Raw genomic sequence first — 6,972 nt, forward strand, 5'->3', positions numbered from 1 at the left:
CCCCGCCACCCCCCCGCGCCCCGCGCGCAGAACGGACAACCCACCAGCAACGGAAGGGGAGCACCCATGTCCTGGAGCCACGTCATCGGGGCCTACGACCTGCTCGACACCCCGGCGGCCGACGGCAGCGCCGTGGCGGAGTACCTGCGGGCCCACGGAGCGCGCGAGGAGGAAGTCGTGGTCGAGACCGTCACCGGAGAGGGAGGATCGACCGACTTCGTCCGTGTGACCGTCCCCGGCGCCGCCGGAGCAGCCGCCGGCGGGGCGGCGCCCACGCTGGGCGTCGTCGGCCGGCTGGGCGGCCTGGGCGCCCGCCCGGAGCAGATCGGCTTCGTCAGTGACGGCGACGGTGCCCTGACCACGGTCGCGGCCGCCGCGAAACTCCTGGACATGCGCCGCCGCGGCGACGTCCTGCCCGGCGACGTCGTCCTGGCGACGCACATCGACCCGGACGCGCCGACCCGCCCGCACGACCCCGTGCCCTTCATGAGCTCGGTCGTGGACCAGCACGTGAGCAACGAGCACGAGGTCCTCGCCGGCATGGACGCGATCCTGTCGGTCGACACCACCAAGGGCAACCGGGTCTGCAACCACCACGGCATCGCGATCACACCGGCGGTCGTCGACGGCTGGATCGTGCGCGTCCCCGAGACCCTGCTGGACGTCGTGTCCCGCACGACGGGCCGGCCGCCGGTCGTCATGCCGCTGACGATGCAGGACATCACCCCGTACGGCAACGGGGTCTACCACGTGAACTCGATCCTGCAGCCGTCCACCGCCACCACCGCCCCGGTGGTGGGGGTCGCCATCGTCACCGAGACCGCCGTGGCGGGCTCGGCCACCGGCGCCACCGACCTGGGCAGCGTGGAGACCGCCGTCCGCTTCGTCATCGAGACCGCCAAGGACTTCGGCCGCGGCATCGCGCGTTTCGTCGACCCCGCCGAGGTCAGCCGCCTGACCGAGCTCTACGGAGGCATGTCCCGCCTGCGCGGTGCGCATCCCGCCGCCGCCTCGTGAGCGGCCCGGCCGCCGGCCGGGAGCTGGGCCGCGGGCCCCGCACCGCGCGGGGCGCGCGGTGCGGGGGAGCGGCGGCGGGTCACTCCGGCCGCCCTTGGTAGACGTCGGAGGCGAACCACCGCAGGGCGGCGCGCAGCCGTCCGAGCTCCCGTCCGCCGGTCACCCCGACGCTGGCGAGCCGGAACCTGCGCACCCGGGACCGGGCGCCCCCGGGCGGGCGGCCGTACCAGGCGACCAGGACGGCGCCGCGGCCGCCGCCGACCACGCTGACCTGGTCGAGTTCCGCCCAGCCGATCGAGACCTCCCGTCCCCCGCGGCCGGAGCGCAGCAGAAGGCCGTCCCGCCCCAGCGTGAGGCGGCGGGGCGGGAGCAGCAGGCCCACCAGGCCGTAGGCGAGGCCCAGGACCAGGCTGGGCGGAGCGACAGCGAGCAGGAACCCGCCTATGCCGAGAAGGGACTCGCCCGCTCCCAGGCCCGCTCGCTCCTCGGCCGTCGCCGCCGCGACCAGCCAGCCGAACAGCAGCGTGAAGGACAGCGTCGTCACGAGCGTGGTCCGCCACCACCGCCGCACTCTGCTGCCCGTGAACGTCACCGAGGTGACGCGCATCGGCCGGGTGTCGACGTGACCGCCGGGGATGTCGAAGGCGAGCCTGAAGGAGCTGCCGGGGCGCGCGCGCAGCTGCCGCGCTTCGCTGCGGTGCGCTCCGGCCCGCGCCTGCAGGGAGTGCGCGCCCGGGCTGACGTGGAAGGTGCGGCTCGCCCCCGCGTCGATCGTGCCCAGCACGGCGCCGTCGCAGAGGACGTCCAGCCGGCCCGTGCTGAGGTTGCCGACCGTGACCCGCGCCCGATCCGGCGCGGCGCCGTCCGTGCCCGGTGCGGGGGCCGGCTCCGGTGCCGGGGCCCCGCCGCCGGCGGCCGCCCCCGGGGGCTCGGCGGTGGTCACCCGCAGCGTCTCGCGGTCCGCGATGACCTCGGTGACCGCCTCCGGCAGCCACCGCCCCGCCCCGCGCTCGGCCGCGGCCGGCACGAGCCCGCTGAGCGACGCCAGTACCTCCTCAAGGCTCGGCCGCGCGGCGGGGTCCTTGGCCAGGCACGGCGCCACCGCACCGGCCAGGTCCGCGGGCAGGCCGGCCAGCTCCGGGCCCTCGTGCACGACCCGGTAGGCGAGCGCGTCCAGCCGGCCGGTCCCGAACGGGCCGCGGCCGGTGGCGGCGAACACCAGTACGCACCCCAGCGAGAACACGTCCGACGTCGGCCCCACCTCGCCGCCGCGGGCCTGCTCCGGCGACATGAACCCGACCGAGCCCAGTACGGTGTGCGTCTGGGTGAGGACGGTCGACTCCAGCGCCCGCGCGATGCCGAAGTCGATGATGCGCGGCCCGTCGGCCGCCAGGATGACGTTGCCGGGCTTGAGGTCCCGGTGCACCAGCCCACTGGCGTGCACGGCGGCCAGCCCCTCGGCCAGGCCCGACCCGAGCAGCGCCACCGAGGCGCCCGGCAGCGGCCCGTGCTCCTCCACCGCCTCGTGCAGTGAGGGGCCGGGGATGTAGGCGGTGGCCAGCCACGGCCGCTCCGCACCGGGGTCGGAGGCCACCACCTGGGCGGTGTAGAACCCGCCCACCGCGCGGGCGGCGCGCACCTCGGCGGCGAAGCGCCGCCGGAATCCGGGGTCGCCGGCCAGTTCCGGCCGCACGAGCTTGACCGCCACCAGCCGCCCGCCCGGGGAGCGGCCGAGGAACACCTGCCCCATGCCGCCGCCGCCGAGCCGCCCCACCAGCCGGTACGGCCCGACCTGGAGGGGATCACCAGCCCGCAGAGCACCTGGCATGGACGCCGTCCCGTCGTGAGTCGTGCGGCCCCGTCCGCCCGATGATGGCAGAAGGCGGACGGGGCCGGCGAGGGAGTCCGCACGCCGGCCCCGCACTCCTGTGCCGGCGTGGCCGGTTCCGGACGCGCCTGGGAGGCCAGACCCGGAACCGGCCCCTCACCCCCCGCCGGTCCGGGCCCGGCGCCGGAGCACGGGGAGGAGCGCGCGCCGGCGGTCGCGGGTGCGCAGGCGGAAGGTGAGAGCGGCGACCGCGACGGCGGCGGCGAACCACACCGGGCCCAGGAGCAGGTGAAGCACCGGGGTGGTCTCCAGGAACCCGGCCGTGACGGCCGACTGCGTGGCGCCGTACGTGGGCAGGTAGCGCACGATGTCGCTGTCGGAGGCGGGGTTGGCGACGGGGTTCTGCAGGCCCATGTCGATGATGCTCAGCATGACGATGAGGAACATGCCCTCCAGCTCCCCGCGCAGCAGCGCGCCCAGCATCACCCCGATGCCGCCGAAGGCGAGCGCGGCACCGAGGAGGGCCAGCCAGAGCAGGCCCGGCTGGGCGGGCGTCCAGTAGTAGGCGATCACGGCCACGGCGTAGCCGCAGACCACCGCCGCGGCGATGACGAGCGCGGTCAGCTTGGCGGCGAGGAGGTGGACGCGCGGGTAGCCGGCCATCACCAGGCGCTCGTCGAACCACGCCGAGCGGTAGGTGACGATGAACATCATGAAGCCGACGATCAGCGTGACCGCGTTGATGGCGCCGGAGATCTTGCTGACGTGGTTGCCGTGCACGGTGATGGTCTGCTCGGAGGCCCGCAGGAAGAACCGCACGTCGGCGTCGGCGATCACCAGGTAGACCAGCGTGATCCAGACGGGCACGAAGAACACCACGAGGGTGAGCGCCAGCCGGTTGCGCAGGTGCTCGACCAGCGCGTACCCGGTGGCGGTGCGGTAGCGCCGCCAGGCGCGGCGCGCCCTCACCGCGGCACCGCCGGGGTCGGGGCCGGCGCGGCCGAGGCGCCGGCGCCCTCGACCAGCCGGCCCGCCTCCAGGTGCCAGAGGCGGTCGAAGCGGGCGGTGTCGAAGGCGATGTGGGAGACCACCAGGATGGACCGCCCCCGGTCGCGCAGCTCGGCGGCCAGGTCCCAGAAGCGCTGGTAGGTGTCCCAGTCGAACCCCTGGTAGGGCTCGTCCAGCAGGAGCAGCGGCGGGTCGTGCATGAGGGCCAGGGTGAGGTTGAGCTTCTGCCGCGTGCCGCCGCTGAGGGCGGCGACGCGGTGGCGGCGGTAGCCGGTGAAGTTGAGGACTTCCAGCAGCGCGTGGGCGCGCTTGAGGTCGGGCAGGTCGTAGGCCACCTGGAAGAAGCGCAGGTGCTGGTCCACGGTGAACGCCGGGTTGAGCACCGTCTGCTGCGGGCAGTAGCCCAGCCGGCCCGGGCAGTGCACCGTTCCGGCGTCGGGGGAGAGCCGGCCGGCGAGGATGTTGAGCAGGGTGGACTTGCCCGCGCCGTTCTCGCCGACCACCCCGGCCAGGCGGCCGGCCGGGAGTTCGAGGTCGACCCCGCGCAGCACGTGGTGCCGGCCGTAGGACCGGTGGACGCCGCCGACGCGCAGGGCCGGCTCCGGTGGTGTGGTGGTCATTCGCGCTCCCTCCGGGCCGCGTAGCCGCCGAGCGCGCGGAGCAGGACGGAGTGGTGGCTGAGCGGCAGCACCGCCTGCAGCGGCCGCCAGGCCCGCTCGACCATGCCGCGCGCCTCCGCCAGGCACGCGTCCACCACCCCGTGCTTCTCCAGCGCGCGGGCGATCTCGGTGACGGTCTGCTGGTCGGCGGCGCCGTCGCGCACCGCGTGCCACATGTCGCGGACCGCCCTGCCGGGCAGCAGCGCGACGGCGTGCGCCAGCGGCATGGTTACCTTCCCGGCGCGCAGGTCCTCGGCGGTGTGCTTGGTGGGCCGCGCCGCGCCGGTGCCGTCCGGAGCGGTCACCCCGCGCAGGTCCATCACGTCGTCGTTGATCTGGTAGGCGAGACCGACCGCCTCGGCGTAGTCGCGCAGCGCGCGCAGCTGCGCCTGCTCGGCCCCGGCGATCAGGGCGCCGATCTCGGCGATGCCGCGGACGGGGGCGGCCGTCTTGAGCCGGTGCACGGCGCGGACCCGGCGCAGCACCGACTCGGCGTCGCCGGTGCGCACCGCGGCGTCCATGGCCGCCCGGTGCCCGGCGATGTCGAGCGCCTGCCCGGCGTGGCCGGCGCGGAGCACCTGGAGGTAGGCGCGGTAGACGCGCAGCCGCAGCCGCTCGTCGTCGGGCAGCACCCGGTGCAGCACGTCGTCGAAGACGAAGTAGGCGGCGGTGCCCGCGTTGATGGCGGTGGCCTCGCCGAACTCCACGTGCACGGCCGGCCGGCCGCGGCGCAGCGGCGAGCGGTCCTCGACGTCGTCGATGACGAGGTTGCCGGTGTGCAGGACCTCCACCGCGCCCAGCAGCGGCCGGTAGGGCTCGCTGTCGACCCCGAACAGCTCGATGGCGGCCGTCGCGACGTAGGACCGCCAGCTCTTGCCCAGCCCCGCCAGCGCGTGGCGGACCGGTTCCACCAGTGCGGCGTGCAGGTCCGCGACCACCAGCTCCTCCAGCTCGTGGGGGCGCTCCTCCAGGCCGGCCCGGGCCTCCAGGGCGGGCCGCTCCGGACGGGCGGGGTAGAGCCGGGCGATCTCGTCCAGGGTGACGTCGCGGACGCGGGTGATGTGGCGCTCGAAATCGGCGACCCGGTGCGCGGTGAGCACCTCCAGCACTCCGGTGCCGCCCACCGCCCGGCCGTCCAGGGTGCCGGTGACGCTGACGTGCGCCTGCAGCATCCCGCCGCCGAACAGCAGCGACGGGGTCTCCTGGCGAGGGAACCAGGCCCGCAGGCGCAGCTTCAGCCGGAGCCGGGGGACCTCGATGTCGCACCCGGTGCCGTAGGAGTTGAGGGTGTGCAGCGACGTCCACGGGTCACAGCCGCGCAGGGAGGCGGCCGCCTCGGTCCGCTCGCCGTCCGCCGCGCACACCAGGGCGAAGGACGCGTGCTCCTCGGTCGTCAGCGAGGCGACGTCGGTCCCGCCGAGCCGGACCGCCAGCACGTGCCATCCGTTGTCGAGCCGCAGCCGCGCCCAGGTGCCCACGAGGTCGGAGGCGGGCGGCCCGGCGGTGGCGGGGTGCCAGGCGTCGCCGAAGGTGTGCTCGTACCACCCCTCGCCGTCCACCGCCGAGGTGCGCTCCCCGTGGCGGTAGGTGCCCGTCACGGCCAGGCGGGGGACGCAGTAGGCGTAGGCGGCGCCGCGCCCGGCCCGGCCGTGGAGGTCCACGGCGGGCTGGGGGACCGCGGGGAGGAGCGGCGCGAACCGGAGGGCGAAACCGCTGTGCTCTCCGTCGGCCTCGACCAGGTAGCCGCCGTCGGCGTCCCGCCGCAGCCGCCCCACGCCGCCGAAGTCCAGGTCGAGCCCGCCGCCGCCCACCCGTGCCGGGGCCGGCAGCAGCCGGTCAGGCAGCGGCGCCCGCCCGTCGCCCAGGGCCTCGGTGTAGGCCCGGCGCACCCGCGGGTCCACGGCCGGGTCGGCCGCGGCCGCGCACCGGAGCTGCTCCAGGAAGGGCGCGTCGAACCAGGACTCGCCGTCGCGGGCCCGGTCCCGGGCGCCGCTGCGGAACCAGAGCACGGCGTGGGCCTCGGCGGCGTCGCCGGTGGCGGTCGGCGCCCGGTTGCGCAGGAAGGAGCAGACCAGCCCGGAGGGGCCGTCCGCGCCGACGAGGTCGGCGCCGAACCACCACCGTTCGACCCCGCTGCCGGGGTGGGGCCGATCATGCGCGTCGAGATCAGGTGCCGCTCCGCGTTCCGGCCAGTCCGGACGCCACCTGATCGCCGCCGAGTCCTCCACGGGCCACTCCTCTCTCGCGGGCGGCGGTGCCGCCGACCCGCATCATGCCGCGCAGAGTAGCAGTTTGATTACCCAGTGTTCGGGGGTGATCGCGATGTTCGTCCCGGGTGCCCCGAGTGTCCGGGCCGCCGGGGGGCGTTCGGGCAGCTCACGGCCCCGCCGCAGGCGGAGCCGGCCGGGCTCGTGACCAGGGTCGGCCACGGGGGACGAGCCCTGACGGGGGGTTTCCCGG

General features: G+C 75.8%; 5 protein-coding genes. 1 reads left to right on the plus strand and 4 read right to left on the minus strand.

Features of this window, described 5'->3' with window-relative positions:
• Nucleotides 1–66 precede the first annotated feature (66 nt).
• Entirely contained in the window at nt 67–1,017 is a 951-nt protein-coding gene (locus DEF28_RS24645) for a DUF1177 domain-containing protein (RefSeq protein WP_114400480.1), read from the plus strand.
• Nucleotides 1,018–1,096: 79 nt separating this feature from the next.
• Here the strand turns inward: DEF28_RS24645 and DEF28_RS28160 are convergent, their stop codons facing one another.
• The 4 genes from DEF28_RS28160 to DEF28_RS24665 form a co-directional block, all read right to left on the minus strand.
• A complete protein-coding gene (locus DEF28_RS28160; protein WP_199493504.1) occupies nt 1,097–2,845 on the minus strand; it encodes a serine/threonine-protein kinase in 1,749 nt (582 codons plus the stop codon).
• 156 nt (nt 2,846–3,001) lie between these two features.
• Entirely contained in the window at nt 3,002–3,814 is an 813-nt protein-coding gene (locus DEF28_RS24655) for an ABC transporter permease (RefSeq protein WP_114400481.1), read from the minus strand.
• Nucleotides 3,811–4,473 carry an ABC transporter ATP-binding protein gene (locus DEF28_RS24660; protein ID WP_114400482.1) on the minus strand — a complete coding sequence of 221 codons (663 nt, stop codon included), beginning with the start codon at nt 4,471–4,473 and terminating at the stop codon, nt 3,811–3,813. Before DEF28_RS24660 ends, DEF28_RS24655 begins: the two co-directional genes overlap by 4 nt.
• Nucleotides 4,470–6,740, minus strand: a complete 2,271-nt coding sequence (locus DEF28_RS24665) for a polyprenyl synthetase family protein (protein ID WP_114400483.1) — start codon at nt 6,738–6,740, stop codon at nt 4,470–4,472. Before DEF28_RS24665 ends, DEF28_RS24660 begins: the two co-directional genes overlap by 4 nt.
• Nucleotides 6,741–6,972 lie beyond the last annotated feature (232 nt).

The sequence above is a fragment of the Marinitenerispora sediminis genome, from assembly GCF_003336425.1.
Classification (GTDB): Bacteria; Actinomycetota; Actinomycetes; order Streptosporangiales; family Streptosporangiaceae; genus Marinitenerispora; species Marinitenerispora sediminis.

Bases quoted from the DNA above. Each gene is read 5' to 3' on its own strand.
- DEF28_RS24645 (WP_114400480.1), top strand. From the start codon at position 67: ATGTCCTGGAGCCACGTCATCGGGGCCTACGACCTGCTCGACACCCCG.
- DEF28_RS28160 (WP_199493504.1), bottom strand. From the start codon at position 2,845: ATGCCAGGTGCTCTGCGGGCTGGTGATCCCCTCCAGGTCGGGCCGTAC.
- DEF28_RS24660 (WP_114400482.1), bottom strand. From the start codon at position 4,473: ATGACCACCACACCACCGGAGCCGGCCCTGCGCGTCGGCGGCGTCCAC.